This is a genomic window from Burkholderia sp. MSMB1498 (assembly GCF_001526245.1).
Classification (GTDB): Bacteria; Pseudomonadota; Gammaproteobacteria; order Burkholderiales; family Burkholderiaceae; genus Burkholderia; species Burkholderia savannae.
On sequence record NZ_LOYJ01000120.1, the window covers coordinates 1 to 24,645 of the forward strand.

Below are 24,645 nucleotides of genomic sequence, written 5' to 3' on the forward strand. Positions count from 1 at the left end.
CCTTTGCCTGCATTATCGCTGGCTCAGGCCCCGGGCATTCCACTTACCCGACTGTCCGAATTTGCGCGGCCACCTCTGGCCGGGGCGCCGCGCCGCTGAATTCGTTGCCGCGTTCGCTCGAACATGCGAGGCGCACGGCAAGCGTTCGATTCGTTGAATCAACGCTCGAAACGGTAGCGGGAACAGCGAGCGGCCGAAACGGCATCGATCCAATTCGGGATGGGCTGCTTCATGGAAAAAGCGCGAGTCGAAGATCGGCTCGCGCTTTTTTTTGCCTGCCGTTGTGCCGCCGCCGCGTTACCGCCTCGGCTGATGCTTGCGGACCACCATCCAGCGCGGCGACTTGAACCGGACGATGCTCACGTAAAGCCACACGTACGTGAGCGCGAACACGATCACGAACGCGAACAAATGGATCGTGTGCTGCCAGAAGAGCGTCGCGGGAATCACCGCGACGAGGCAGAGCAGCCACAGGTACGGCGACGTCAGCGAATTCCGGCGCGTGAGCTCGTGCGCGGCGCGCGTGCCGACCGCCCAGCGCATCAGCCGCTTGTAGACGAGCATATGCAGGTGCACGCCGTCCGGGATGCCGGGCGACATGCCGCGAATGAATTTCTTCCGATAGATCGAGAAGCAGGTCTCGAAGATCGGATACATGAAGAGCAGCACCGGATACCACGCGGACACCTCGCGGTGCCGCATCACGAGCGAGATCGCGAGCTCGGCGAGCATGAAGCCGATGAAGTACGCGCCGCCGTCGCCGAGGAAGATGAGGCCCGCCGGAAAGTTCCAGATGAAGAAGCCCATGATCGCGCCCATCATCACGATCGAGCCGGACATCACGACCGGATCGCCGACCTGGAACGCGACGTACGCGAGCGACGCGAACATCATGAACGCGACCATCGATGCGAGGCCGTTGAAGCCGTCGATGATGTTGACCGCGTTCGCGAGCGCGGCGACGGCGAGCACCGTGACCGAGGCCGAGATCGCCGCGTAGCCGAGCAGGAAATCGAGGGGCGGCACGCTGATGCGCGTGATCGCGATGCCCATCAGCACGAACGCGAGCGCCGCGGCCGCCATCGTGCAGACAAGCCGCGCGGCGGGCGTCACTTTCTTCGTCAGATCCTCGATCAGCCCGGACGCGAACGCGGGCAGCCCGCACGCGGCGAGCCCGAGAATGCTGCCCGCGATCGCCGGATACCGGCGCGACAGCAGCGCCGTCGCGACCACGAGCCCGATCAGGATGCCGATGCCGCCCACCCGCGGCACCGGCCGCGCATGGAATTTCTGCACGCCGGCGAGATCGTTGTCGATCGAGAATTTCTCGTGCAGGTGCGCATAGCGGACGATGAGCAGCGTGACGAGAAGCGAGACGATGAAGCCGACGGCGAAGCTGAGCATGGGCGTGCCCGGAAATTGGACAGCGGATTATACAAAACCGCGCGGGTTGTTTTCCTGCCAGCGCCAGTGGTCCGCGCACATCCGGTCGAGGTCGCGCTCGGCCTTCCAGCCGATGATATCGGCCGCGGCGGCGGGGTTCGCGTAGCACTCGGCGACGTCGCCCGGGCGGCGCGCGACGAGCTCGTACGGCACGGGCCGCCCCGACGCCTTCTCGAACGCGCGCACGACTTCGAGCACGCTGTAGCCGCGGCCCGTGCCGAGGTTGACGGTGAGGCTCGCGTCGCGGCGCTCGAGTGCGTCGAGCGCCGCGATGTGGCCGCGCGCGAGATCGACGACATGGATGTAGTCGCGTACGCCGGTGCCGTCGGGCGTCGGGTAGTCGCTGCCGAACACACGCAGCTTCTCGAGCTTGCCGACCGCGACCTGCGCGACGTACGGCATCAGGTTGTTCGGAATGCCGGCCGGGTCCTCGCCGATGAGGCCGCTCTCGTGCGCGCCGACCGGATTGAAGTAGCGCAGCGTCGCGACGCGCCAGGCCGGATCGGCGAGCTCGACGTCGCGCAGGATCTGCTCGGCGATCAGCTTCGTCTGGCCGTACGGGTTGGTCGCCGAGAGCGGGAACGTCTCGTCGATCGGCGAGCGCTCGGGCACGCCGTATACGGTCGCCGACGAGCTGAACACGATCCGCTTCACGTTGCGCTCGCGCATCACGCGCAGCAGCGACAGCAGGCCGTCGAGGTTGTTGCGGTAATACTCGACGGGCTTCGCGACCGATTCGCCGACCGCCTTCAGCGCGGCGAAGTGAATCGCGGCCGTGATCGGATGCGCGTCGAACACCCGCGCGAGCGCGCGCTCGTCGCAGACGTCGACTTCGTGGAAGGCGGGCGTCTTGCCCGTGATCTTCTCGATCCGTGCGATCGCCTCGCGCTTGCTGTTGACGAGGTTGTCGGCGATCACGACGTCGTAGCCGTGCTCGAGCAGCTCGACGGCGGTGTGCGAACCGATATAGCCCGCGCCGCCGGTGACGAGGATCGTGCCCTTCGTGCTCATTGCTGATTGCTCCGTCAAAGTGTGACGCCCGTCAGGGCGGAAATGGTCTGATGATAACGTTCGATGACTTTCGCTTCGTCGAATTCCGCGGCGACCTTTCGCCGGCCGCGCTCGCCCATCGCGCGCCGCTCGGCGGCGCTCATGTCGAGCATCCGCGCGAGTTGCGCGGCGAGGCTCGCGCTGTCGCGCGCCGTGCACAAGAGGCCCGTGTCGCCGTCGGCGACGACGTCGCGGCAGCCCGGCACGTCGGTCGCGACGATCGGGCGGCCCATCGCGGACGCTTCCATCAGCGTGCGCGGCACGCCTTCGCGATACGACGGCAGCACGACGCAGTCGGCGCGGGCGATGTGCGGCCGCACGTCGTGCGCCTCGCCGAGGTAATCGATCACGCCCTCGCGCACCCACGCGTCGACGTCGGCGCGCGAGATCGCGCTCGGATTGTCGACGCCGACGGGGCCGAGCAGCGCGAAGCGCGCCTGCGGATAGCGCGTGCGCAGCGCGCGCGCCGCGTCGACATATTCGCGCACGCCTTTGTCCCACAGCAGGCGGCCAATCAATACGAACGTGAACGTGTCGCGCTCGGGCAGCGGCGCGAGCGCGAACTGCTCGAGGTCGACGCCTTCGCCGTGCAGGAGGCGCGCGCGCTGCGGATGCGCGAGGAGCCGCTCGTGCGCGAACGTGTCGAGATCGTCGCGGTTCAGGAACCAGATTTCGCGCGGGAAGCGGAACGCGAAGCGGTACAGCGCCTTCGCGACGCGTGCGGCGCGGCTTCTCTGGATGAATACGTAGCCCAAGCCCGTCGTCACCGCGATCGACGGCACGCGCGCGAGCCATGCGGCGATCGATCCGTAAATGTTCGGCTTGATCGTGTAATGGAACACGAGATCGGGCCTGATTTCCCGATAGTGCCGATAGAGCGCGGCGAGCGTGCGCAGGTCCTCGCGCGGGCTCGTGCCTTTCGATGCGACGGGCAGCTCCGCGTAGCGGCAGCCCATCCGCACGAGCGGCTCGACCGTGCGGTCGCGCGGCGCGAGCACCGTCACCTGCGCGCCGCGCGCGATCAGCATGCGCAGCAGGCCGTGCCGGTACGTGTAGATCGCCCACGCGGTATTGCAGACGAGAACGATGCGCAGGGCGGAAGCGGAACTCATGTCGGGCTGAAAAAAATAATCGGATGCGCGGGCCAGTCTGAGCGGGCGCGTGAGCGGGCGCGGCGCGTCATGCGGCGCCGCGCGGGGCGAACAGCAGGCGCTTCGCGCGCTGCAGCGTCGAATAGGGCGTCACGAAATGGAGCAGATTTTTCGCGACGCCGAGCCAATCGTAAGGATTGAGCGGATCGAAGTAATGCAGCGCCAGCGCGAGCGTCGACGCGATCTGCCGCCGCCGCTTCGTCGCGCTGATGCCGCCTTCGTTCAATTCGTAATACAAACCGAGCTCCGGCAGGTTCGCGCAATCGTAGCGTTCCATTAACCGTAAAAAAAGATCGAGGTCTTCCGCCGCGCGATATTTGATTCGATAGTTGCCGGCCTGTTTCACCGCCGCGATGTCGAGCATCATCGACGGATGGACGAACGGCGAGCGAAAGAAGCGCGTGCGGCGCAGCGTCGCGGGATCGGCGGCGGGCGTCAGCATGAAGAGCGGCCGGCCGTCGCGCGACACGACCTGCGTCCACGTGCCGAGGCCCGCCACGTGCGGATGCGCGTCGAAGTACGCGCGCTGCTTCGCGAGCCGGCCGGGCGCGGCGAGGTCGCCCGCGTCGATGCGCGCCGCGTAGCGGAAGCCGCGCGCGGCGAGCGCGTCGATGCCGGCCGCGAGCGCGCGCTCGATTCCGCCGTTTCGCGGCATCCGCAGCACGTCGATCGCGAGGCCCGGCAGTTCGGGCGCGGCGATCGGCGGCGTGCTGCCGTCGTCGACGACGAGCACGCGCACGGGCGCGTCCTCGCGAAACGACATCAGCGTGCGCAGCAGGTCGTCGTGCGCGTTGTATGCCGGAATCAGCACGGCGACGTCGTCGAGCGGGCGGGCGGCGCCGGGCGGGGCGAGGGAAGGCGTCATGGGCGCAGCTTCAGGCTGATGTAGTAGAAATTGACCGACGCGGCGGCGAGATAGCCGGCGGCGAGGCCCGCGAGCGCGCCATAGAGGCCGAGTGCGGGAATCGCGATCAGGTTGACGAGCGCGGCGAGCGCGAGCGCCGTCGACCATTTCGCGAGCAGCACGAACTTCGCCTGATACTTGAGCACGACGAGATTGCCGATCGCCTCGATGCCGGCCGGCACCGACAGCCACACCGCAAGGCGGAACACGTCGACCGACGTCTCGAAGCCGGGGCCGAACACCTTGCGGATAATGAAGCCCGCGAGCAGGTCGAGCACGAGCGCGCCCGCGGCCATCAGCGCGGCCGTCATGCCGATCAGGCGCCACACGTTGCGGCGCAGCCGCGGCGCGTCCTGCACGCGGTAGACGAACGCGGGCGCGATCGTTTGCGCGAGCATCAGCGCGAGCGTGATCCAGTTCTCGTTCAACTGCTGCGCGGCCGCGTAGCGGCCGAGCTCGGCGAACGACACGTAGCGCTCGAGCATCAGCCGGTCGAGCTTCAGGAACAGGTACATGCAGACGAGGCCGAGCCAGAAGACGGTGCCTGTCGTCGCGAACTCGCGCACGAGCAGGCGCTCGACGCGCCAGCCGAGCGCGCCGCCGTTGCGGCCGCGGTAATACCAGATCAGCGCGGCCGCGATCGCCGCGGCCTCGAGCGCCCACAGCCAGCCGAAGCGCGCGGGCGCGGCGGCGGCGCGCACCAAGAGCCACACGAGCGCCATCTTCGCGATCGCCGCCGCGATGCTCGCGAGCAGTTGCGGCTTGCTGTACGTCATGCTCTGCAGCCACGCATTGACGATGCCGACGAACGGCTCGCGCAGCACGAGCGTCACCGCGAGCCCGGCGAGCATCGCGCCGACGAGCGGATCGAACGCGCCCAGGGCGATCGCCGCCCACGTGAGCGCGAGCGCGGCGACCGACACCGCGAAGCGCAGCGCGAACGCGCTGCCGAGCACGGCGCCCAGTTGCGCGCCCGTGCGCTGGACGATCGTCGGCACGAGGATCTCCGCGCCGCACACCCAGGTGAGCGGCGCGAGGACGAGGAGGAGCGTATTCGCGTATTGCCATTTGCCGAACGCGTCGGGGCCGAAGTAGCGGGCGAGCAGGCCGCTCACGACGATCGCGACGCCGATCTGCGTGAGCCGCTCGAGCCCGAGCCACGCGAGGTTCGCGACGGCCTTCGCGACGTCGGGATTCGAAAGCCTGGATTTCAGCATGACGCGCCGCGGGCAAACGTGCGCGAGATGACCGGGCCGGCCGACCGCGGGAGCGGTTTTGCTGCGATGAAGCATTCAGGCATTAAAATGGGCGCGATCGGCGTAGCTGAAACCAGCGATTATAAGTTGGATCGGATTCGCTTCCGGCATCGGCAGAGCCATGCGTTGCCGCTCGCCGGTCGGTTCGGGCGACAATTTTTTACGCATTCGCGTTGAGGCGGCCAAATTTTTTATGGACGACACTGAGAGTGAATCGATGATCTCCCAATCCATCTTCAAGGCATACGATATTCGGGGCGTGATCGGCAAGACGCTCGACGCCGACGTCGCGCGCGCGATCGGCCGCGCGTTCGGCAGCGAAGTGCGCGCGCAGGGCGGCGACGCGGTCGTCGTCGCGCGCGACGGCCGCCTGTCGGGCCCCGAGCTCGTCGGCGCGCTCGCGGACGGGCTGCGCGCGTCGGGCGTCGATGTCGTCGACGTCGGCATGGTGCCGACGCCCGTCGGCTACTTCGCGGCGAGCGTGCCGCTCGCGCTCGCCAACGGCGAGCGCCGCGTCGACTCGTGCATCGTCGTCACGGGCAGCCACAACCCGCCCGACTACAACGGCTTCAAGATGGTGCTGCGCGGCGCCGCGATCTACGGCGACCAGATCCAGGCCCTCTATAAGCGCATCGTCGACGAGCGCTTCGAAGTCGGCAGCGGTTCGTATGAGCAATACGACGTCGCCGACCAGTACGTCGAGCGCATCGTCGGCGACATCAAGCCCGCGCGGCCGCTCAAGCTCGTCGTCGACGCGGGCAACGGCGTCGCGGGCCCGCTCGCGACGCGCCTGTTCAAGGCGCTCGGCTGCGAGCTCGTCGAGCTCTTCACCGACATCGACGGCAACTTCCCGAACCACCACCCGGACCCGGCGCACCCGGAGAACCTGCAGGACGTGATCGCGAAGCTGAAGACGACCGACGCCGAGATCGGCTTCGCGTTCGACGGCGACGGCGACCGCCTCGGCGTCGTCACGAAGGACGGCCAGATCATCTACCCGGACCGCCAGCTGATGCTGTTCGCGCAGGAAGTGCTGTCGCGCAACCCGGGCGCGCAGATCATCTACGACGTGAAGTGCACGCGCAACCTCGCGCACTGGGTGCGCGAGAAGGGCGGCGAGCCGCTGATGTGGAAGACGGGCCACTCGCTCGTGAAGGCGAAGCTGCGCGAAACGGGCGCGCCGCTCGCGGGCGAGATGAGCGGCCACGTGTTCTTCAAGGATCGCTGGTACGGCTTCGACGACGGTCTCTACACGGGCGCGCGCCTGCTCGAGATCCTCGCGCGCGTGGCCGATCCGAGCGCGCTTCTGAACGGCCTGCCGAACGCAGTGTCGACGCCGGAGCTTCAGCTCAAGCTCGAAGAGGGCGAGAACGTGAAGCTGATCGACAAGCTGCGCGCCGATGCGAAGTTCGACGGCGCCGACGAAGTCGTGACGATCGACGGCCTGCGCGTCGAGTATCCGGACGGCTTCGGCCTCGCGCGCTCGTCGAACACGACGCCCGTGGTCGTGCTGCGCTTCGAGGCGACGTCCGACGCGGCGCTCGCGCGAATCCAGGACGATTTCCGGCGCGCGCTGAAGGCCGCGAAGCCGGACGCGAACCTGCCGTTCTGAGCTTGACTTTCGCGCGTCGCGCGGCGGGGGCGGCCCGACCGGCCTTGCGCTGACGCAAGCCTTGTCGAAAAAGCGGCGACGCATTCGTGCGTTCGCCGCTTTTTGTCTGTGCCGGCCGTCCGGCGCGATAAAATCCGTCCTTTCGGTCTGTGCCGGCGGCTGCCGGCCATTTTTTTCAGCGTGCAAAAAATTCTGATCGTGCGCGTGTCGTCGCTCGGCGACGTCGTGCATAACATGCCGGTGATCGCCGACATCCGCCGGCGCCATCCCGACGCGCAGATCGACTGGCTCGTCGAGGAAGGCTTCGCCGATCTCGTGCGGCTCGTCGACGGCGTGCGCAACGTGCTGCCGTTCTCGCTGCGGCGCTGGCGCAAGCGCCTCGGCACGCCCGGCACATGGCGCGAGATCCGCGCGTTCCGGCGGCGGCTCGCCGAAGAGCGCTACGACCTCGTGATCGATTGCCAGGGGCTCATCAAGACCGCGTGGGTCGCGAGCTGGGCGCGCGGGCCGCTCGTCGGCCTCGGCAACCGCACCGACGGCGCGGGCTACGAGTGGCCGGTGCGCTTCTTCTACGACAAGCGCGTGCCGATCGTGCCGCGCACGCATGTCGTCGAGCGCTCGCGGCAGCTCGTCGCGGCCGCGCTGGGCGACCCCGCGCCGACGCCTGCCGATGCGATCGATTTCGGCGTCGACACGCGCGGCGCGTCGCAAGCGCTCGCGTCGCTCGATCTGAACCTGCCGGTGCCGTACGTCGTGTTCGTCCACGCGACGTCGCGCGCCGACAAGCAGTGGCCCGACGACGCATGGATCGGCCTCGGCGAGGCGCTCGTGCGGCGCGGCGCGTCGCTCGTGCTGCCGTGGGGCAGCGACGCCGAGCGCGCGACGAGCGAGCGTCTCGCGAAGGCGTTCGGCGCGGCGGCGATCGTGCCGCCGAAGCTGTCGCTGCCCGCGGTCGTCGGCCTCATCGACGGCGCGGCGGCGACGGTCGGCGTCGATACCGGCCTCGTCCACATCGCGGCGGCGCTGAAGCGTCCGACCGTCGAACTGTACAATTTCGCGACAGCCTGGCGCACGGGCGGCTACTGGTCGCCCAACGTCGTCAATCTCGGCACCGCCGGCGCGCCGCCGTCCCTTTCGCAGGTGAAGGACGCACTCGCGTCGTTCGGCCTCTTGTAATCCCGACAGGCGATCATGAGCGAATCCCAGATCATCGAAATTGCGTCCGCCGACTGGAGCGGCCAACATCTGTCCGTGCCGCGCGAGCAGCTGCTCGCCGGCCTCGAAGACGGCAAGGTGCTGTTCTTTTCACATCTGCGCTTCGCGATCGAAGGCGGCGAGGAAGCGCTGCTCGATCCCGCGTTCGCCGATCCGAAGCGCAAGAACATCAGCCTCGCGCCGAACGGCGGCGCGCTCGCCGGCGTGGCGGGCGACGCCGTCACGCAATCGGCCGTGCGCGCGCTGATCGCGCGTTTCCAGCAGCAGGCGGGCACGCTCGTCGACGGCCTCTTTCCCGAGTATCGCGGCAAGCTGCGCGTCGCGCCGACGAGCCTGCGCCTGATGCAGGTCGAGACGCGCGAGACGTCGTGGCGCAAGGACGACAGCCGCCTGCACGTCGACGCGTTTCCGTCGCGGCCGAATTACGGCGAGCGGATTCTGCGCGTGTTCACCAACGTGAACCCGGCGGGCGTGCCGCGCGTGTGGCGCGTCGGCGAGCCGTTCGAGGACGTCGCGAAGCGCTTCTTGCCGCGCATCAAGCCGCAGGTGCCGGGCTCCGCGTGGCTGCTCGAATTGCTGCACGTGACGAAGTCGCGCCGCAGCGCGTACGACCACCTGATGCTGAATCTGCACGACAGCATGAAGGCCGATCTCGACTATCAGAAGAGCAGCCCGCAGCAGACGATGCCGTTCCCGTCGGGCAGCGTGTGGGTGTGTTTCTCGGATCAGGCGTCGCACGCGGTGATGTCCGGCCAGTTCATGCTCGAGCAGACTTTCTTCCTGCCGGTGGACGCGATGGTCCGTCCGGAGCGCGCGCCGCTCGGCATTCTCGAACGCCTGCAGGGCAGGGCTCTCGTTTGAGCGCGCGCGACGTTTCCTTCGACGGAGCCGCCGCGCGATGCTGAGAGCGATCTATCGCGCGCTGTGGTGGCTGATCGCGCCGCTCGCGGTGCTGCGCCTGCTGTGGCGCTCGCGCAAGGAGCGCGGCTATCGCGAGCATATCGGCGAGCGCTTCGGCTTCGGGCCGGGCCGCGCGCTTGCGCGCCACATCGACGAATCGACGCCGATCGTCTGGGTGCACGCGGTGTCCGTCGGCGAGACGCGCGCCGCGCAGCCGCTCGTCGATGCGCTGATGCGCGCACGGCCCGACGTGCACGTGCTGCTCACGCACATGACGCCGAGCGGCCGCGCGACGGGCGAGCAGATCTTCGGCGAGCGCGTGTCGCGCTGCTATCTGCCGTACGATCTGCCGCATCTCGTGCGGCGCTTCCTGCATGGGTGGCGGCCGTCGCTCGGCCTCGTGATGGAGACTGAAGTCTGGCCGACGCTCATCGACGAGTGCCGCCGCGCCGACGTGCCGCTCGTATTGACGAACGCGCGGATGTCGGCGCGCTCGTTCAGGCGCGCGGCGAAGTTCGGCTCGGCCGCGCGCGAAGTGTTCGGCGGCTTCTCGCGCGTGCTCGCGCAAAGCCCGGCCGACGCGGAGCGCCTGTCATCGCTCGGCGCGCGCAACGTCGCCGTGCTCGGCAACCTGAAGTTCGACATGACGACGCCGCCCGAGCTCGCCGCGCGCGGCCGCGCATGGCGCGAGGCGATCGGCGGGCGGCCGGTGTGGGTCGCGGCGAGCACGCGCGACGGCGAGGAGGCGCTCGTGCTCGACGCGTTCGCTGGGGTGACGACGCCGGGCGCGCTGCTGATTCTCGTGCCGCGCCATCCGCAGCGCTTCGCCGAAGTCGCGGCGCTCGTCGAGCGGCGCGGCTTGCGCCACGCACGCCGCACCGAATGGGCGGCCGACGCGGCCGCCGCCGCGGCGGGCCAGCCGGCCGCATCCGCGTTGCCGGCAAACGTCGACGTGCTGCTCGGCGATTCGATGGGCGAGCTGGGCGCGTACTACGCGGCCGCCGACGTCGCGTTCATCGGCGGCAGCCTGCTGCCGCTCGGCGGGCAGAATCTGATCGAGGCGTGCGCGGTGGGCGTGCCGGTGCTGATCGGGCCGCACGTGTTCAACTTCACGCAGGCGACGGCCGATGCGGTCGCGGCGGGCGCGTGCGCGCAGGTGCGGGATTCGGCGGATCTTGCGTGCACGCTCGACGAACTGTTCGCCGATCACGCGCGCCGCACCGCGATGGGCGCGGCGGGCGCCGCGTTCGCCGCGCGGCATCGCGGGGCGACCGCGCGCACGGTCGACGTGCTGAATGCGCTGTTGCCGCCGCCGCGCGCCGTGTCGGCGGCAAGCGACGAAGGCGAGGGCGGCGGGCGCGACACGGGGGCTGCGCGCGACTGAGCGCCGCATCGCGCCGTGCGTGGTTGCGAGACGGCGGCGTCATCGCAGCCGCGGCCGCCACGGCCGCCGCATCGCGCGATCGCGGTGTCGCGCCGCTCCGCGATCGCGCGAGCCCAGGCCGCGAACATCGCGCGCCGCGCGCTCAGACCGTCAGCAATCCTTTTTTCTCGATGAACGCGATCACGTCGGCGACGCCGTCGAGCGCCTTCAGATTGCACATCACGTACGGGCGTTCGCCGCGCATCTTCTTCGTGTCGGACGCCATCACGTCGAGATTCGCGCCCACGAGCGGCGCGAGATCCGTCTTGTTGATCACGAGCAGATCCGACTTCGTGATCCCCGGGCCGCCCTTGCGCGGAATCTTCTCGCCGCCCGCGACGTCGATCACGTAGATCGTCAGGTCCGACAGCTCAGGGCTGAACGTCGCCGCGAGGTTGTCGCCGCCCGATTCGATGAACACGATGTCCGCGTCCGGAAAGCGCGACAGCATCCGGTCGACCGCCTCGAGATTGATCGACGCGTCCTCGCGGATCGCCGTGTGCGGGCAGCCGCCCGTCTCGACGCCCATGATCCGTTCTTCGGGCAGCGCGCCCGCGATCGTCAGCAGGCGCTGGTCTTCCTTCGTGTAGATGTCGTTCGTGATCGCGACGAGGTCGTAGCGCTCGCGCATGCCCTTGCAGAGCATTTCGAGGAGCGTCGTCTTGCCGGAGCCGACGGGGCCGCCGATGCCGACGCGCAGCGGCGGGAGCTTCTTCGTGCGGCGGGCCGCCGCCGCGGAATGGGGTGCGTTCATGATTCGGTGCGTGAGAATGCTCTGGGATGCTTATGAACGGAACAGGCGCGAATACTGCGATTCGTGCCGCGCGGACAGGATGCCGAGCTGCGGCGCGAACGTGTTGATCGCGTCGGGCGGCGTCGCGAGCGCGCGGCGCACCGCGGCGCGGATCGGCTCGCGCAGCGCGACGATGATCTTCTGGCCCGCGAGCTGGCCGAGCGGCACCGCCTTGATCGCGGCGGCCGTCTGGTTCTCGACCCAGCCGAACGCGTACGCGGCGAGCGTCGCGTCGGGCGTCGCGCCGTGCGCGGCCGCCGCGAACGCGAACGCGCTCGGCAGCGCGATCGGCGAGATCGACGCGAGCGTCGCGCGGCGCGCGGCGTCGCCCCATTCGAGCGACGCGCACAGTTGCGCGAGCGACCAGCCCATCTGCTCGGTTTCGCGGCGCAGCTCGGACGATTCACGGCTCGCGACGAATTCGTCGTTCGCCTCGGCGAGCGCCGCCGCGTCGTGCGCGTGCCAGCGCGCGACTTGATGCGCGAGGAACGGCAGCTCGCCGTGCGCGAGCACGTCGGCGAGACCGCTCGCGATCCAGTCGCGCGCGTCGTCGGCGTTGCGGATGAGCGGCGCGTCGAGCGCGGCCTCGAGGCCCTGCGAATAGCTGAACGCGCCGATCGGCAAGGCCGGCGACGCGAGATGCAGCAGCGCGACGAGCTCAGCGGTGTCCATGGCCATGACCGTGCGAGCAGGACGGACCATGCTGATGATCGTGATCGTGATCGTGATCGTGATCGTGCGAGTGCGAGTGCGAGTGCGAGTGCGAGTGGCCGTGGTGCTCGCCGAACACCTGCTGCGCGAGCGCGTAATCCTCGGCGAACGTCGCGTCGTGCCCGTGCCGATGCCCGCCGCCGTATGCGCCGGCTTCCGGCTGGAACGGCGCGTTCGCGCGCTCGATCGTCGCGCCGAGGCGCGTGAGCATGTCGGCGAGCACGGGATCGTATTCGAGCTTCAGGTAATGCGCGCCGACCTCGACGGGCGTATGCCGGTTGCCGAGATGGTACGCGGCGCGCGTGAGCGTGAGCGCGTCGGGCGCGCGCACGAGCAGCACGGCTTCGTCGGCCGCGGCGACGCGCACGAGCGCGCCGTCGTCGGCGACGAGCACGTCGCCGTCGGCGAGCACCGTGCCGCGCGGCAGCACGAGCGCGATTTCCTCGCCCGTGTCGAGCGTCGCGGCGAGCCGGCTCTTGCAGCGCGCGTCATAAGCGAGCGTGAGCGCCGGCGCGCGCGCGACGAGCGAGGCGGCGAGTTTCACGTTCGGGGCGATGCGTTTGTCGATCGTGCGCATGATGATTCGTCAGGACTTCAGAACAGGAAATAGCGTTGCGCCATCGGCAGCACGGCGGCGGGCTCGCAGGTGAGCAGCGTGCCGTCGGCGACGACGTCGTAGGTTTCGGGATCGACGCTGATGGCGGGCCGCCACGCGTTGTGGATCATGTCGTTTTTCGTCACGGTGCGGCAGCCGCGCACCGGCACGAGCCTTTTCGCGAGCCCGTAGCGTTGGCCGATGCCCGCGTCGAGCGCGAGCTGCGACACGAACGTGAGCGACGTGCGCGCGAGCGCGCCGCCGCGCGTCGCGAACATCTCGCGGTAATGAACGGGCTGCGGCGTCGGGATCGACGCGTTCGGGTCGCCCATCTGCGCGAGCGCGATCATGCCGCCCTTGATGATCATCGCGGGCTTGATCCCGAAGAACGCGGGCTCCCACAGCACGAGGTCGGCCCACTTGCCCGGCTCGATCGAGCCGACTTCGTGTGCGATGCCGTGCGTGAGCGCCGGATTGATCGTGTACTTCGCGACGTAGCGCTTCGCGCGGAAGTTGTCGTGGCGCACGCTGTCCTCGGCAAGCGCGCCGCGCTGCACCTTCATCTTGTGCGCGGTCTGCCACGTGCGGATGATCACTTCGCCGACGCGGCCCATCGCCTGCGAATCGGACGAGAGCATCGACAGCGCGCCGAGATCGTGCAGGATGTCCTCGGCCGCGATCGTCTCGCGGCGAATGCGCGATTCGGCGAACGCGAGATCCTCGGCGATCGACGGGTCGAGGTGATGGCACACCATCAGCATGTCGAGGTGCTCGTCGAGCGTGTTGATCGTGTACGGACGCGTCGGATTCGTCGACGACGGCAGTACGTTCGGCTCGCCGCACACCTTCAGGATGTCGGGCGCGTGGCCGCCGCCCGCGCCTTCGGTGTGGTACGTGTGGATCGTGCGGCCCTTGAACGCGGCGACCGTCGCTTCGACGAAGCCGCCTTCGTTCAGCGTGTCGGTATGGATCGCGACCTGCGTGTCGGTGTCGTCGGCGACCGCGAGGCAGTTGTCGATCGCGGCGGGCGTCGTGCCCCAGTCCTCGTGCAGCTTGAGGCCGATCGCGCCGGCCTCGACCTGCTCGACGAGCGGCTGCGGCCGGCTCGCGTTGCCCTTGCCGAGGAAGCCGAGATTGATCGGCCAGCCGTCGGCCGCCTGCAGCATGCGCTCCATGTGCCACGGCCCCGGCGTGCAGGTGGTCGCGTTGGTGCCGGTCGCGGGGCCCGTGCCGCCGCCGATCATCGTCGTCACGCCGGAAGCCAACGCTTCGTCGATCTGCTGCGGGCTGATGAAGTGGATGTGCGTGTCGATGCCGCCCGCCGTCACGATCAGGCCTTCGCCCGCGATGATCTCGGTCGCCGCGCCGATCGCGATCGTCACGCCCGGCTGGATGTCCGGATTGCCCGCCTTGCCGATCGCGGCGATGCGGCCGTGCTTGATCGCGATGTCCGCCTTCACGATGCCCCAGTGATCGAGGATCACCGCATTCGTGATCACGGTGTCGGCCACGTCGGCCGCGCTCAGTTGCGATTGCCCCATGCCGTCGCGGATCACCTTGCCGCCGCCGAACTTCACTTCTTCGCCGTAGATCGTATAGTCGCGCTCGATTTCGATCAGCAGCTCGGTGTCCGCGAGGCGAATGCGGTCGCCCGTCGTCGGCCCGTACATTTCCGCGTACGCGCGGCGGCTCAAACGTAATGTCATGTCGTCGAATCCTTCGGATGCCCGTGCGGGCGTGTCAACGAGTCGCGTCGGGGCGGGCGCTCAGAGCGGCCCCATCACCTTGCCCTGGAAGCCGTAGACGGCGCGCGCGCCCGCGAGCTCGACGAGCTCGACCGTGCGCGACTGGCCGGGCTCGAAGCGCACCGCGGTGCCGGCCGCGATGTTCAGCCGAAAGCCGCGCGCGGCCGCGCGATCGAACGACAGCGCGTCGTTGACTTCGTGGAAGTGATAGTGCGAGCCGACCTGCACGGGGCGATCGCCCGTGTTCGCGACGGCGAGCTCGATCGTCTTGCGGCCCGCGTTCAGCTCGTGCTCGCCTTCGTCGCTGAGGATTTCGCCGGGGATCATGCGGCCCTCCGGCCAAGCGTGCGTGCGGCGCGGAATCCGTCAGCGGAATGCGCGGGGAAATGAACCATGCGGTGAATCATGACGCGCCTTCACGGAATCGGGTGGTGGACGGTGACGAGCTTCGTGCCGTCGGGAAACGTCGCTTCGACCTGGATGTCGGGAATCATCTCGGGCACGCCTTCCATCACGTCGTCGCGCGTGAGCAGCGTCGTGCCGTAATGCATCACCTCGGCGACCGTCTTGCCGTCGCGCGCGGCTTCCATCAGCGCGGCCGTGATGAACGCGATCGTCTCCGGGTAGTTGAGCTTGAGCCCGCGGGCTCGGCGGCGCTCGGCGAGGAGCGCCGCCGTGAAGATCAACAGCTTGTCTTTTTCTCGGGGAGTCAGTTTCATGAAAGAAACATTTTGGAAAACGTAATATTCGGGCGGCGCGCTGCGCGGCGGGCGCGAAGATATCGTAGCACTGCGAACGTGCGCGTGCGGCGAGGCCTGCTGAAGCAAGAGAGCAAGGCACGTGCCACGCGTTTTATCCGCGCGTTCGTGCCGCGCGGCGGTGCGGCGCGCACCGAGATGGCGCGTTTTTCTGAAAGGCGTGCGTCAGGAACGTGCGGCGATCAGGTCTGCCAGAGACGCAGCGGCTTCGCGTCGACGCCGTGGACGATCGGGCGCAGCGCAAGCCATTGGTCGATGAACAGGCGCTGCAGCGTTTCCATCGAATGGGCGAGCGCGCGAATCAGCATCACGCCGGGCGCGACGCACGTGACGCCGGCGCGCAGCGCGTCGTCGAACGGCAGCGCGGGCGCGATCGATTCGGCGAGCGCGTCGGTGCATGCGGCGCCGAGCGCCCACAGCGTGCCGTAGACGGGAAAGCCGCCGAGCCCTTGCGGCGCGGCGCGCAGCGGATCGGCCGCGTCGAGGCGCGCGCGCTCGACCCACCATGGCCGCCCCGACGGGCCGACGATCTTCGAGAACGATGCGATGCTGCCCGTCGACCACGCTTCGCCCGCCGCCTGGCGGCCGAGCTGCGTCGCGTCCCAGCCGAGCGCGCTCGCGCCGTCGCCGAGCTTCAGCACGAATTCGAGCGACGCGTGCGCGGCGTCGAAGAACAGATTGTTCTGCGGCAGCCAGTCGAGCTTCGCGTGCGCGCCGACGTCGATGTCGATCCGCTGCCGCGCGTCGAGCCCGTTCGACTTGTACCACTTCGTCGCGCCGGGCGTCGTCAGCACCGCGTGCGTGCCGGCGTCGAGCCTCACGTCGATCTCGAGGCGGTCGCCGCCGGCGACGCCGCCCGGCGGATGAACGATGACCGCGTGGCAGATTGCGTCGCCTTCCGGATAGAGCGCGCGCTGCACGCGCAGCGGCCCCGCGTGCCGGCGATGGGCGAGCGCGGTGCGCCCCGCCGGCTGCCGCTCGAAGCCGAGCTCGAGGCGGGCGTGCCACGCCTTGGCGGCGGGGCGGACGAGCGTGGCGTGGGGTTCGTGGGCGGACATCGGTCGAATCTGGAAAGCGGGCGCATCAATGCTACAGGATACCCGGCGCGCGGGCGCGGCCGGGCGCGATGGTTGCGCGCGACGATTTCGCGCGAGCGAGCCGCGTCGCGGCGCAGCCGCTTGCCGCTCGCGGATTGACGCAATGCGCGTTCGGCACGGGCGCGCTCGGCTCGCCTTCGCCGCGAAGCGCGCGGCTCAAACCGCGATCATCTCACGCACGCCGTGCGCGTCCATCTCGCTGCCCGCGCCGCCCGCGACGATCTCGCCGCGGCTCATCACCCAGTAGCGATCGGCGATCGAGCGCGCGAAATCGTAGTACTGCTCGACGAGCAGCACCGTCATCTTCGATTCGTCGACGAGCTGCCGCAGCGTGCGGCCGATGTCCTGGATGATCGACGGCTGGATGCCTTCCGTCGGCTCGTCGAGGATCAGCAGTTGCGGCTCGCTCATCAGCGCGCGGCCGATCGCGAGCTGCTGCTGCTGGCCGCCCGACAGGTCGCCGCCGCGCCGCGCGCGCATGTCTTTCAGCACCGGAAAGAGATCGTAGATGCGGTCGGGCACCTTGGACGGCGCCTTGCGGCTCGCCGCGCCGACGAGCAGGTTCTCCTCGACGGTGAGCCGCGGAAAGACGTCGCGGCCCTGCGGCACGTAAGCGAGGCCCGCGGCGACGCGCGCGTAGGGCGGCAGCGCGCCGAGCGGCTTGCCGCGCCACGCGATGCCGCCGCTTTTCGTCGGCACGACGCCCATCACGCAGCGCAAGAGCGTCGTCTTGCCGACGCCGTTGCGCCCGAGCAGCACGGTGAGCTTGCCGTCGCCGGCTTCGAGCGTCACGTCGCGCAGGATGTGGCTGCCGCCGTAGTATTGGTTCAGCGCTTCGATCGTCAGCATCGCATCATCGTCCGAGGTAAGACTCGATCACCGCTTCGTCGCGCTTCACCTGATCGAGCGTGCCTTGCGCGAGCACCGCGCCTTCGGCCATCACGGTCACGCGGCCCGCGTCGCCCGCGAGCGCCGCGACGAACTCCATGTCGTGCTCGACGACCATCATCGAGCACGTGCCGCGCAGCGTGTTCAGCAGCTCGGCGAGCGCCATCGTCTCGTGGTCGGTCATGCCGGCCGCGGGCTCGTCGAGCAGCAGCAGCGCGGGGCGCTGCATCAGCAGCATGCCGATCTCGAGCCGCTGCTTCTGCCCGTGCGACAGCTCGCCCGCGAGCCGGTACGCGCTGTCCTCGAGCCGGATCAGCGCGAGCGTCTCTTCGATCCGCGCCTGCGCCGCGCGGTCGAGCCGCGCGCGCAGCGACGCGAACCAGCGCTTGTCGGCCGCCATCGCGAGCTCGAGGTTTTCCCATACCGGGTGCTGCTCGAACACGGTCGGCTTCTGGAACTTGCGGCCGATGCCGGCGCGGGCGATCTCCGGCTCGTTCATGCGTGCGAGGTCGAGCGTCTGGCCGAGGAACACCTTGCCCGCGTCGGGGCGCGTCTTGCCGGTGATCACGTCCATCATCGTCGTCTTGCCGGCGCCGTTCGGGCCGATCACGCAGCGCAGCTCGCCGACGTCGATCGACAGCGACAGCTTTCTCAGCGCGCGAAAACCGTCGAAGCTCACTTCGACATCCTCAAGATAGAGGATCGTGCCGTGCGACGTGTCGATCGCGCCGGGCGTGACGACGTGCGACATCGGCGCCGTGCCGCTGACCGCGCGCAGATCGACGCCGTCCGGCTGCGCGAGGTCGGGAATCATCGCGTTCTCGTTCATCGTGGCGTTCCCTTGCGCGTGACGGTGTCGACGAGGCCCATGATGCCGCGCGGCAGCACGAGCGGCACGAGCACGAAGATGAGGCCGAGGAAGAACAGCCAGTATTCGGCGAAGTACGCGGTGAACACGCTCTTCGCGCCGTTGACGGCGAACGCGCCGACGATCGGGCCGATCAGCGTGCCGCGGCCGCCCACCGCGACCCAGATCGCCATCTCGATCGAGTTGCCGGGCGACATCTCGCTCGGGTTGATGATGCCGACCTGCGGCACGTACAGCGCGCCCGCGATTGCGCACAGCACGGCCGACACGACCCACACGAACAGCTTGTACGCGAGCGGGCTGTAGCCGAGGAACATGATGCGCGTCTCGCCGTCGCGGATCGCGGTGACGACGCGGCCGAGCTTGCTCGTGACGATCGCGCGCGCGGCCACGAACGACGCGACGAGCGTCGCGAACGTCATCAGCAACAGCGCCGTGCGCGTGTCGGGCGACGTGATCGCGAAGCCGGCGATGCGCTTGAAATCGGTGAAGCCGTTGTTGCCGCCGAAGCCCGTCTCGTTGCGATAGAAGAGCAGCATCGCGGCGAACGTCGTCGCCTGCGTGATGATCGACAGATAGACGCCCTTCACGCGCGAGCGAAACGTGAAGAAGCCGAACACCCACGCGACGGCGGCAGGCACGAGCACGACGAGCGCGAGCGCATACGCGAGATGCTCGGTGCCGCTCCAGTACCATGGCAGCCGATGCCAGTCGAGGAACACCATGAAGTCGGGCAGGTCGCTGCCGTACTTGCCGTCGCGGCCGATCGCGCGCATCAGGTACATGCCGATCGCATAGCCGCCGAGCGCGAAGAACAGGCCGTGCCCGAGGCTCAGGATGCCGCAGTAGCCCCAGACGAGATCGAGCGCGAGCGCGGCGATCGCGTAGCACATCAGCTTGCCCGCGAGCGTCATTGCATAGGATGACAGATGAAAAGCGCTCGACTCGGGCGCGACGAGCGCGGCGAGCGGCACGCCGACGCCCACCGCGACGCACAGCGCGACGAGCGCGAGCCACGCGCGCCGCGACAGCAGCGCGGGGCGCGGCGGCAGGCCGAGCGCGAAGCGCGGCGCGGCGGGGGCGGCCGCCGCGGGGGAGGCGGCGCTCGGCGCGACGCAAAGTGATTGGATCGTCGAAGTCATGTCAAGCCTCCGCGCTGCGGCCCTTCAGGGCGAACATCCCTTGCGGGCGTTTCTGGATGAACAGCACGATCATCACGAGCACCGCGATCTTCGCGAGCACGGCGCCCCAGAACGGTTCGATCGCCTTGCTGACGAGCCCGAGGCCGAAGCCGCCGAGCACCGTGCCCGCGATCTGTCCGACGCCGCCGAGCACGACCGCCATGAACGAATCGATGATGTAGCTCTGGCCGAGATCGGGGCCGACATTGCCGATCTGCGACAACGCGCAGCCGCCGAGCCCCGCGATGCCCGCGCCGAACGCGAACGCATACGAATCGACGCGCGCCGTCTTCACGCCGACGCACGCGGCCATCCGGCGGTTCTGCGTGACCGCGCGCACGAACAGGCCGAGCCGCGTCTTCGTGAGCACCGCCCACGCGACGCCGACGACGGCGAGCGCGAACGCGAGGATCGCGAGCCGGTTGTACGGCAGGATCAGGTTCTGCATCACGGTCACGCCGCCGCTCATCCATGACGGATTGACGACTTGCACGTTCTGCGCGCCGAAGATCATTCGCGTCGCCTGGATCAGGATGAGGCTCACGCCGAAGGTTGCGAGGAGCGTCTCGAGCGGGCGGCCGTACAGGTGCTTGAGCACCGTGCGCTCGAGCACGGCACCGAGCGCGGCCGCCGCGAGAAACGACGCCGGAATCGCGGCGAGCGGATACCAGTCGAACGCGCCCGGCAGGTAGCGCTGCACGAGCGTCTGCACGACATAGGTCGCGTATGCGCCGATCATCAGGAATTCGCCGTGCGCCATGTTGATGACGCCGATGAGGCCGTAGGTGATCGCGAGGCCGAGCGCGGCGAGCAGCAGCACGCTGCCGAGCGACAGGCCCGCGAACAGCGTGCCCGCGATCTCGCCGCGGCGCTGGATCGTGTGCAGCGCGTCGAGCCCTTGCTGTGCGGCGTCGCGCACGCGCGCATCGGGCTCCGCATAGCTGCCGTCGGCATTTTTCGCGGCGAGCGGGCGCAGTTGCTCGATCATGTCGAGATCGCGGCGCGCGGCGACGAGCCGCACCGCTTCGAGGCGCTTCGCCGGATCGGCGTCGTGCAGCGCGGCGATCGCCCGCAGCGCGTCGAGGCGGCGCTTGAGCGTCGGGTCGGTCTCCTTCGCGCGCGCCGCGTCGATCATCGGTTTCAACGATGCGTCGGGGTTCTTCAGCAGCGCATCGATCGCGCCGCGCCGCGTGTCGGGATCGGGCGAAGCGAGATCGAGCCCGGACAGCGCATTCGCGATCTTCGTGCGCAGCAGGTTGTTGAGCATCACGGGTTGCGCGTCGCCCGTCTGCGCGGGGGCGTTCGTCAGCGCGTCGCGCGCGGTGTCGCCGCTCTGGATCAGGATGCGTCCCGCGTCGGTCGCGAGCGCGTCGCCGTTCGCGAGCGCGTTCAGGAGCGCGACGGCGGCGGCGTCGTGCTCGGCGGCGAGATGGTCGACCGCGGCGGTCTTCGCGTCGAAGTCGTCGCCGGCGAGCGCGGCGACGTCGGCAGCCGTGACGGCGAGCGCCGCGCGGGGCGCGCCGAGCGCGAACGCCGCGCACGCGGCGAGCGCCGCGAACGCACGGGCGGCGCGGCTCAAAGGCGTGGGCATCGGTATGTCCTCGCGAAGGGAGAGGGCGCGCGCGGCGCGGCCGCGCGCGATGAAGACGCCGCGCTTTCGCGCGGCGCGTGCGCAGGCGTCAGGCGAGTGCCGTGCGGCGGCGGCGCAGGAACTCGGAAATCGAGCCGACCACATCGGGTTTGCCCTGATTGCCCGCGATGAACGGACTCCACGGCTGCGCGCGGACGGCCGTCTTCGTCTTCCAGACGACGTTGAACTGGCCGTCGCCGCGGATCTCGCCGATCATCACCGGCTTGTGCAGATGATGGTTGCCGTCCATCGTCAGCGTGAAGCCCGACGGCGCGGCCACGCTCTGGCCGATCATCGCGGCGCGCACGCGGTCGACATCGGTGCTCTTCGCCTTCTCGACCGCCTGCTTCCACATGTGGATGCCGACGAACGTCGCTTCCATCGGATCGTTGGTCACGCGTTTCGCGCCGCCCGGCAGGTTCTGCGACTTCACCCACGCGGCGAACTGCTCCTTGAACTTCGCGTTCGCCGGCCCCTTCACCGACATGAAGTAATTCCACGCGGCCAGGTGCCCGACGAGCGGCTTCGTGTCGATGCCGCGCAGCTCTTCTTCGCCCACCGAGAACGCGACGACGGGCACGTCGGTCGCCTTGAGCCCCTGATTGCCGAGCTCCTTGTAGAACGGCACGTTCGAATCGCCGTTGATCGTCGAGATCACCGTCGTCTTGCCGCCTTGCGCGAAGGTCTTGATGTTCGCGACGATCGTCTGGTAATCGCTGTGCCCGAACGGTGTGTAGACTTCCTGAATATCGGAATCCTTGACGCCCTTCGATTTCAGGAACGCGCGCAGGATCTTGTTGGTCGTGCGCGGATAGACGTAATCGGTGCCGAGCAGGAAGAAGCGCTTCGCGCCGCCGCCTTCCGAGCTCATCATGTATTCGACGGCCGGAATCGCCTGCTGATTCGGCGCGGCGCCCGTGTAGAACACGTTGCGCGACATCTCTTCGCCCTCGTACTGAACCGGGTAGTAGAGCAGGCCGTTCAGCTCCTCGAACACGGGCAGCACCGATTTGCGCGACACCGACGTCCAGCAGCCGAACACGCACGCGACCTTGTCCTGCGTGAGCAACTGGCGCGCCTTCTCGGCGAAGAGCGGCCAGTTCGAGGCGGGATCGACGACGACGGGCTGAATCTGCCGCCCGAGCACGCCGCCGTTCTTGTTGATGTCGGCGATCGTCATCAGCGCGGTGTCCTTGAGCGAAGTCTCGGAGATCGCCATCGTGCCCGACAGCGAATGCAGGATGCCCACCTTGATCGGGCCTTTGCCCGCATCCGCCGCGCGCGCGAGCGGGCTTTGCCCCGCGAGCGCCATCACGCCTGCCATCGATCCGAACTTCAAAAGACTGCGACGTTTCATCGAATTCCCCTTGCCTGTTGGAGTGTGGGCGCGCACCGGAGCGGACACGCGGCGAACCGATTACGCAAGGCATGTGCCAGAAGCGGCGCGGCGCGCGTGCGCGCGCCCGTCGGCGGGGCTTTCGGCGATGCGCCGCGGTGCCTGCGATGCCCGCGTTCGCGCATCGCGTGGTCCGTCGCGGTGCAGCGCCGGGCGCGCGCATGCTGCATGGTTGTGCATCGCGTGCCGCGTGCTTACACTCTCAATGCGAATTCCCCGCGGTGCGGCGCTCGGGCGCCGCGCCCGTCAGCGCGCATCAAGACGTATTCCAGGCATCGTTCGATCGATCTCCGAGGAGCCTCCATGGCCGAACACGTTTCGAAGACCCCCGACCTATCCGCGTTCTGGATGCCGTTCACCGCGAACCGGCAATTCAAGGAAGCGCCGCGCCTGCTCGTCGCGGCGAAGGGGATGTACTACACGTCGCACGACGGCCGCCGGATTCTCGACGGCACCGCGGGCCTCTGGTGCGTGAACGCGGGGCACGGGCGCGACGAGATCGTCGCCGCGGTGAAGGCGCAGGCCGAGGAGATGGATTTCGCGCCGACGTTCCAGATGGGACACCCGAAGGCGTTCGAAGCGGCGACGAAGATCGCGCGCCACACGCCGGGCGACCTGAAGCACATCTTCTTCACGAATTCGGGCTCGGAGGCGGTCGACACCGCGCTGAAGATCGCGCTCGCGTATCACCGCGCGCGCGGCGAAGGCGAGCGCACGCGCTTCATCGGACGCGAGCGCGGCTATCACGGCGTCGGCTTCGGCGGCATCTCGGTGGGCGGCATCGCGCCGAACCGCAAGGCGTACTCCGGGGCGTTGCTGCCGTCCGTCGATCATCTGCCGCACACGCTGAACCTGAAGGAGGCCGCGTTCTCGAAGGGGCAGCCCGCGTGGGGCGCGCATCTCGCGGACGAACTGGAGCGGCTCGTCGCGCTGCACGACGCGTCGACGATCGCCGCCGTGATCGTCGAGCTGGTCGCGGGCTCGACGGGCGTGCTGATTCCGCCGCAGGGCTATCTCGAGCGGCTGCGCGAATTGTGCGACAAGCACGGCATCCTGCTGATCTTCGACGAAGTGATCACCGGCTGGGGGCGGCTCGGCGCGCCGTTCGCATCGCAGTTCTTCGGTGTGACGCCCGATCTGCTGACGATGGCGAAGGGCACGAACAACGCGGCCGTGCCGATGGGCGCGGTGGCCGCGAGCGGCGCGATTCACGACGTGATCGTGAACGGCGCGCCCGCCGGCATCGAGCTGTTCCACGGCTACACGTATTCGGGGCACCCGCTCGCGGCCGCGGCGGCCGTCGCGACGATCGATCTCTACGAGCGCGACGGGCTGCTCACGCGCGCCGCGCAGATCGCGCCGACCTTCGAGCGCGAGATCCACCAGCTGAAGGACGCGCGCCACGTGATCGACGTGCGCAATCTCGGCCTGGTCGGCGGCGTCGAGCTGAAGCCGCGCGACGGCAAGCCGGGCGCGCGCGCGTACGAAGTCTTCGTCAAATGCTTCCAGAAGGGCGCGATGATCCGCTACACGGGCGATATCCTGGCGTTCTCGCCGCCGCTCATCGTGGAGGAGGCGCAGATCGTCGAGCTGTTCTCGATCGTCGCGCAAGCGCTGAAGGAAACGGAGTAGGCGGGACGGGAAGCGGGCGGGACGCTCGGGCGAAGCGGCGCGCATCGCGCGCGCCGCCGCGATGCGCGCTCAGTAGCGCGGCACCGACGGATCGACGTCGCGCGACCACGCGTCGATCCCGCCTTGCAGGTTGTAGAGCTTCGTGAAGCCGCGCGATTCGAGGAACATCGCGACTTGCGCGCTGCGCATGCCGTGATGGCACATGCAGACGATCTCCGCCTCGTCGTCGAGCTCCTCGCTGCGCGCGGGGATCTGCTGCATCGGGATCGATACGCTGCCGTCGATCTTCGCGGTCGCGATCTCCCACGGCTCGCGCACGTCGAGCACGACAGGCGCCGGGCGCGCCGGGTCGCGCAGCCATTCGGCGAGGGCGGAAGCGGTCAGGATCTGCATCGGC

At 68.9% G+C, this 24,645-nt stretch carries 24 protein-coding genes; 6 read left to right on the forward strand and 18 right to left on the reverse strand.

Translation table 11 applies throughout. From position 1 onward, the window contains the following. Nucleotides 1-297: 297 nt before the first annotated feature. The 5 genes from WS91_RS27945 to WS91_RS27965 all read right to left on the reverse strand — a co-directional run bounded on the left by WS91_RS27945 (nt 298) and on the right by WS91_RS27965 (nt 5,840). Nucleotides 298-1,404, reverse strand: a complete 1,107-nt coding sequence (locus WS91_RS27945) for an MraY family glycosyltransferase (RefSeq protein ID WP_038745820.1) — start codon at nt 1,402-1,404, stop codon at nt 298-300. Nucleotides 1,405-1,431: 27 nt separating this feature from the next. Then, nucleotides 1,432-2,454: a UDP-glucose 4-epimerase GalE gene (galE, locus tag WS91_RS27950; RefSeq protein WP_038745818.1), complete on the reverse strand. Its 1,023-nt coding sequence runs from the start codon at nt 2,452-2,454 to the stop codon at nt 1,432-1,434. A 14-nt stretch (nt 2,455-2,468) separates the two neighbouring features. Then, nucleotides 2,469-3,605 (reverse strand): glycosyltransferase family 4 protein, encoded by a 1,137-nt coding sequence (locus WS91_RS27955; RefSeq protein WP_038745816.1) that lies wholly within the window; start codon nt 3,603-3,605, stop codon nt 2,469-2,471. A 67-nt stretch (nt 3,606-3,672) separates the two neighbouring features. Beyond that, nucleotides 3,673-4,509 carry a glycosyltransferase gene (locus tag WS91_RS27960; protein ID WP_038745814.1) on the reverse strand — a complete coding sequence of 279 codons (837 nt, stop codon included), beginning with the start codon at nt 4,507-4,509 and terminating at the stop codon, nt 3,673-3,675. Next, on the reverse strand, nt 4,506-5,840 hold the full coding sequence (locus tag WS91_RS27965; protein WP_197422287.1) for a lipopolysaccharide biosynthesis protein: 1,335 nt from the start codon (nt 5,838-5,840) through the stop codon (nt 4,506-4,508). The genes WS91_RS27960 and WS91_RS27965 overlap by 4 nt, the downstream gene beginning before the upstream one ends. On the opposite strand from WS91_RS27965, the gene WS91_RS34815 reads away from it, so the two are divergent. The 5 genes from WS91_RS34815 (at nt 5,793) to waaA (ending at nt 10,915) form a co-directional block, all read left to right on the forward strand. Next, nucleotides 5,793-5,981: a hypothetical protein gene (locus tag WS91_RS34815; RefSeq protein WP_156432535.1), complete on the forward strand. Its 189-nt coding sequence runs from the start codon at nt 5,793-5,795 to the stop codon at nt 5,979-5,981. The two genes, WS91_RS27965 and WS91_RS34815, sit on opposite strands and share 48 nt — an antisense overlap. Before the next feature lie 16 nt (nt 5,982-5,997). Beyond that, nucleotides 5,998-7,416 carry a phosphomannomutase/phosphoglucomutase gene (locus WS91_RS27970; protein ID WP_082758398.1) on the forward strand — a complete coding sequence of 473 codons (1,419 nt, stop codon included), beginning with the start codon at nt 5,998-6,000 and terminating at the stop codon, nt 7,414-7,416. A 108-nt stretch (nt 7,417-7,524) separates the two neighbouring features. Continuing rightward, the gene (gene waaC / locus WS91_RS27975; protein ID WP_059583604.1) at nt 7,525-8,592 is read left to right on the forward strand and encodes a lipopolysaccharide heptosyltransferase I; all 1,068 of its coding nucleotides are present in this window, start codon (nt 7,525-7,527) and stop codon (nt 8,590-8,592) included. A 15-nt stretch (nt 8,593-8,607) separates the two neighbouring features. Then, complete coding sequence (locus WS91_RS27980) at nt 8,608-9,492, forward strand: Kdo hydroxylase family protein (protein WP_038745812.1); 885 nt, start codon at nt 8,608-8,610, stop codon at nt 9,490-9,492. Nucleotides 9,493-9,529: 37 nt separating this feature from the next. Continuing rightward, nucleotides 9,530-10,915, forward strand: a complete 1,386-nt coding sequence (gene waaA, locus WS91_RS27985) for a lipid IV(A) 3-deoxy-D-manno-octulosonic acid transferase (protein WP_038745810.1) — start codon at nt 9,530-9,532, stop codon at nt 10,913-10,915. 142 nt (nt 10,916-11,057) lie between these two features. Here the strand turns inward: waaA and ureG are convergent, their stop codons facing one another. The 12 genes from ureG to urtA all read right to left on the reverse strand — a co-directional run bounded on the left by ureG (nt 11,058) and on the right by urtA (nt 22,577). After that, a complete protein-coding gene (ureG, locus tag WS91_RS27990; protein WP_038745808.1) occupies nt 11,058-11,708 on the reverse strand; it encodes an urease accessory protein UreG in 651 nt (216 codons plus the stop codon). 30 nt (nt 11,709-11,738) lie between these two features. Beyond that, nucleotides 11,739-12,419: an urease accessory protein UreF gene (locus tag WS91_RS27995; protein ID WP_059671446.1), complete on the reverse strand. Its 681-nt coding sequence runs from the start codon at nt 12,417-12,419 to the stop codon at nt 11,739-11,741. Beyond that, nucleotides 12,406-13,035, reverse strand: coding sequence for an urease accessory protein UreE (gene ureE, locus WS91_RS28000; protein WP_059671447.1), 630 nt, complete (start codon nt 13,033-13,035; stop codon nt 12,406-12,408). Before ureE ends, WS91_RS27995 begins: the two co-directional genes overlap by 14 nt. A 17-nt stretch (nt 13,036-13,052) precedes the next feature. Beyond that, the gene (gene ureC / locus WS91_RS28005) at nt 13,053-14,759 is read right to left on the reverse strand and encodes an urease subunit alpha (protein ID WP_059671448.1); all 1,707 of its coding nucleotides are present in this window, start codon (nt 14,757-14,759) and stop codon (nt 13,053-13,055) included. 60 nt (nt 14,760-14,819) lie between these two features. After that, nucleotides 14,820-15,125 carry an urease subunit beta gene (locus WS91_RS28010; RefSeq protein WP_059671449.1) on the reverse strand — a complete coding sequence of 102 codons (306 nt, stop codon included), beginning with the start codon at nt 15,123-15,125 and terminating at the stop codon, nt 14,820-14,822. 89 nt (nt 15,126-15,214) lie between these two features. Next, nucleotides 15,215-15,517, reverse strand: a complete 303-nt coding sequence (ureA, locus tag WS91_RS28015) for an urease subunit gamma (protein WP_009889615.1) — start codon at nt 15,515-15,517, stop codon at nt 15,215-15,217. A gap of 221 nt (nt 15,518-15,738) precedes the next feature. Further along, complete coding sequence (locus WS91_RS28020) at nt 15,739-16,614, reverse strand: urease accessory protein UreD (protein ID WP_038745798.1); 876 nt, start codon at nt 16,612-16,614, stop codon at nt 15,739-15,741. Between the two features lie 195 nt (nt 16,615-16,809). Continuing rightward, nucleotides 16,810-17,502 carry an urea ABC transporter ATP-binding subunit UrtE gene (urtE, locus tag WS91_RS28025; RefSeq protein WP_038745796.1) on the reverse strand — a complete coding sequence of 231 codons (693 nt, stop codon included), beginning with the start codon at nt 17,500-17,502 and terminating at the stop codon, nt 16,810-16,812. 4 nt (nt 17,503-17,506) lie between these two features. After that, complete coding sequence (gene urtD / locus WS91_RS28030; protein WP_038745794.1) at nt 17,507-18,370, reverse strand: urea ABC transporter ATP-binding protein UrtD; 864 nt, start codon at nt 18,368-18,370, stop codon at nt 17,507-17,509. After that, nucleotides 18,367-19,551, reverse strand: a complete 1,185-nt coding sequence (gene urtC / locus WS91_RS28035; RefSeq protein ID WP_059583617.1) for an urea ABC transporter permease subunit UrtC — start codon at nt 19,549-19,551, stop codon at nt 18,367-18,369. The genes urtD and urtC overlap by 4 nt, the downstream gene beginning before the upstream one ends. 1 nt (nt 19,552) lies before the next feature. Next, nucleotides 19,553-21,181, reverse strand: a complete 1,629-nt coding sequence (gene urtB / locus WS91_RS28040; protein ID WP_059671450.1) for an urea ABC transporter permease subunit UrtB — start codon at nt 21,179-21,181, stop codon at nt 19,553-19,555. A gap of 88 nt (nt 21,182-21,269) precedes the next feature. Next, nucleotides 21,270-22,577 (reverse strand): urea ABC transporter substrate-binding protein, encoded by a 1,308-nt coding sequence (gene urtA, locus WS91_RS28045; RefSeq protein WP_038745788.1) that lies wholly within the window; start codon nt 22,575-22,577, stop codon nt 21,270-21,272. 342 nt (nt 22,578-22,919) lie between these two features. Between urtA and WS91_RS28050 the strand changes: the two genes are divergently transcribed. Then, complete coding sequence (locus WS91_RS28050; protein WP_059671451.1) at nt 22,920-24,248, forward strand: aspartate aminotransferase family protein; 1,329 nt, start codon at nt 22,920-22,922, stop codon at nt 24,246-24,248. A gap of 69 nt (nt 24,249-24,317) precedes the next feature. Here WS91_RS28050 and WS91_RS28055 read toward each other — a convergent pair whose 3' ends face one another. Beyond that, nucleotides 24,318-24,641, reverse strand: coding sequence for a rhodanese-like domain-containing protein (locus tag WS91_RS28055; RefSeq protein ID WP_038745784.1), 324 nt, complete (start codon nt 24,639-24,641; stop codon nt 24,318-24,320). Nucleotides 24,642-24,645: the final 4 nt, after the last annotated feature.

Coding starts and splice junctions, on each gene's coding strand:
- WS91_RS27945 (WP_038745820.1), bottom strand. CDS start 1,404: ATGCTCAGCTTCGCCGTCGGCTTCATCGTCTCGCTTCTCGTCACGCTG.
- galE (WP_038745818.1), bottom strand. CDS start 2,454: ATGAGCACGAAGGGCACGATCCTCGTCACCGGCGGCGCGGGCTATATC.
- WS91_RS27955 (WP_038745816.1), bottom strand. CDS start 3,605: ATGAGTTCCGCTTCCGCCCTGCGCATCGTTCTCGTCTGCAATACCGCG.
- WS91_RS27960 (WP_038745814.1), bottom strand. CDS start 4,509: ATGACGCCTTCCCTCGCCCCGCCCGGCGCCGCCCGCCCGCTCGACGAC.
- WS91_RS34815 (WP_156432535.1), top strand. CDS start 5,793: ATGACCGGGCCGGCCGACCGCGGGAGCGGTTTTGCTGCGATGAAGCAT.
- WS91_RS27965 (WP_197422287.1), bottom strand. CDS start 5,840: ATGCTTCATCGCAGCAAAACCGCTCCCGCGGTCGGCCGGCCCGGTCAT.
- WS91_RS27970 (WP_082758398.1), top strand. CDS start 5,998: ATGGACGACACTGAGAGTGAATCGATGATCTCCCAATCCATCTTCAAG.
- WS91_RS27980 (WP_038745812.1), top strand. CDS start 8,608: ATGAGCGAATCCCAGATCATCGAAATTGCGTCCGCCGACTGGAGCGGC.
- waaA (WP_038745810.1), top strand. CDS start 9,530: ATGCTGAGAGCGATCTATCGCGCGCTGTGGTGGCTGATCGCGCCGCTC.
- ureG (WP_038745808.1), bottom strand. CDS start 11,708: ATGAACGCACCCCATTCCGCGGCGGCGGCCCGCCGCACGAAGAAGCTC.
- WS91_RS27995 (WP_059671446.1), bottom strand. CDS start 12,419: ATGGACACCGCTGAGCTCGTCGCGCTGCTGCATCTCGCGTCGCCGGCC.
- ureE (WP_059671447.1), bottom strand. CDS start 13,035: ATGCGCACGATCGACAAACGCATCGCCCCGAACGTGAAACTCGCCGCC.
- ureC (WP_059671448.1), bottom strand. CDS start 14,759: ATGACATTACGTTTGAGCCGCCGCGCGTACGCGGAAATGTACGGGCCG.
- WS91_RS28010 (WP_059671449.1), bottom strand. CDS start 15,125: ATGATCCCCGGCGAAATCCTCAGCGACGAAGGCGAGCACGAGCTGAAC.
- ureA (WP_009889615.1), bottom strand. CDS start 15,517: ATGAAACTGACTCCCCGAGAAAAAGACAAGCTGTTGATCTTCACGGCG.
- WS91_RS28020 (WP_038745798.1), bottom strand. CDS start 16,614: ATGTCCGCCCACGAACCCCACGCCACGCTCGTCCGCCCCGCCGCCAAG.
- urtE (WP_038745796.1), bottom strand. CDS start 17,502: ATGCTGACGATCGAAGCGCTGAACCAATACTACGGCGGCAGCCACATC.
- urtD (WP_038745794.1), bottom strand. CDS start 18,370: ATGAACGAGAACGCGATGATTCCCGACCTCGCGCAGCCGGACGGCGTC.
- urtC (WP_059583617.1), bottom strand. CDS start 19,551: ATGACTTCGACGATCCAATCACTTTGCGTCGCGCCGAGCGCCGCCTCC.
- urtB (WP_059671450.1), bottom strand. CDS start 21,181: ATGCCCACGCCTTTGAGCCGCGCCGCCCGTGCGTTCGCGGCGCTCGCC.
- urtA (WP_038745788.1), bottom strand. CDS start 22,577: ATGAAACGTCGCAGTCTTTTGAAGTTCGGATCGATGGCAGGCGTGATG.
- WS91_RS28050 (WP_059671451.1), top strand. CDS start 22,920: ATGGCCGAACACGTTTCGAAGACCCCCGACCTATCCGCGTTCTGGATG.
- WS91_RS28055 (WP_038745784.1), bottom strand. CDS start 24,641: ATGCAGATCCTGACCGCTTCCGCCCTCGCCGAATGGCTGCGCGACCCG.